The 1,559-nt window shown below is 71.3% G+C and carries 1 protein-coding gene; it reads right to left on the reverse strand.

What is annotated here, in order from left to right; translation table 11 throughout:
- Nucleotides 1-1,559 (reverse strand): condensation domain-containing protein (locus OO63_RS41045; protein ID WP_033264987.1); only part of this gene is annotated, 1,559 nt, incomplete at both ends.

Genomic DNA, 1,559 nt, shown 5'->3' on the forward strand with positions numbered 1-1,559 from the left:
AGCCGACGAGGTCGGTGAGGTTGTCGTCGGTGCGGTTGGCGATGGGGGAGCCGATGGTGATGTCGTCGCCGGCGCCGAGGCCGTGCAGGAGGACGGCCAGGGCTGCCTCAAGGACCATCGAGGAAGTCGCTCCGTGTGTACGGGCGAGCTCGCCGATGGCGGTGGCCAGCTGCGGATCGAGGGTGAATTCCAGCGAGTCGCCGCGGTGGCTGGCTTCGGTGGGGCGGGGCCGGTCGGTGGGCAGGTGGAGGGGTTGCGGAAGATCGGCCAGTTCCTCGCGCCAGTAGGCGACTTGGGTGGACAGGAGGCTGTCGGGGTCGTTGTCGTCGCCGAGGAGGTCGCGCTGCCAGAGGGTGTAGTCGACGTACTGGGCGGGCAGTTCCTCCCACTGCGGGGATCCGTCCGCGAGGCGGGCGGTGTAGGCGGTGTTGAGGTCGCGGGCCATCGGGGCCAGCGAAGCGCCGTCGCACGCGATGTGGTGCACCAGCCACACCAGCACGTGGTCCTCCGCGCCCAGGCGCAGGAGCACCGCCCTGACCGGGATCTCGGCGGACAGGTCGAAGCGGTGGGACATGAGGTCCACGATCGCGCGCTCCAGGCCGGCCGGTGCGACGTCCAGGACCGGAACGTCCAAGCGGGCCTCGTGCGCGGGCAGGACCCGCTGGAAGGGCACGCCGTCCTCGTCCTCGGCGAAGACGGTCCGCAGGCTCTCGTGCCGGGCCACCACGTCCCGCACCGCCCCGAGCAGGGCGTCGGTGTCGAGCGCACCCGTCAACCGCAGCGGGAACGGCGCGTTGTAGGTGGCCGAGGAGCCCTCGAACCGGTCGATGAACCACAGGCGGCGCTGGGCGAAGGACAGCGGCACCCGCTCGGGGCGCGGGCTGACGCGCGTCAGCGGCGGACGCACCCGAGTGCCCTGCGCCAGGTGGTCCGCCAGTTCCACGACGGTCGGGGCGCTGAAGACGACCCGGATCGGGAGCTCTACGCCGAGCACCGCCCGCACCCGGCTGACCAGCCGCGTCGCGAGCAGGGAGTGGCCGCCGAGGTCGAAGAAGTTGTCGTCGATGCCGACGCGGTCCAGGCCGAGGACCTCGGCGAACAGGCCGCACAGCAGCTCTTCCTGCGGGGTGCGCGGAGCCCGTCCCGTCGCCACCGCCGCGAAGTCCGGCACAGGCAACGCCCTGCGGTCCAGCTTCCCGTTCGCCGTCAGCGGCAGCTCGGCGATGGTCATGAGGGAGGCGGGCAGCATGTGGTCGGGGAGGTGTTGGGCGAGGTAGGTGCGTAGTTCGGTGGGGGTGGGTTCGGTGGTGGTGGGGTCGGTGGGTATGACGTAGGCGATGAGTTGCTTGCCGAACTCCGTGCTGTCGCGGGCGACGACCACGGCCTGCGCGACGGCGTCGTGCCGGGTCAGTACCGCCTCGACCTCGCTGGGTTCGATGCGGAAGCCGCGGATCTTCACCTGGGTGTCGGTGCGGCCGTGGTAGGTGAGGTGGCCTTGTGGTGTCCAGGTGGCGATGTCGCCGGTGCGGTACATGCGTTCGCCGGGTGTGCCGTGGGGG

Source organism: Streptomyces alboflavus, from assembly GCF_000716675.1.
Classification (GTDB): domain Bacteria; phylum Actinomycetota; class Actinomycetes; order Streptomycetales; family Streptomycetaceae; genus Streptomyces; species Streptomyces alboflavus.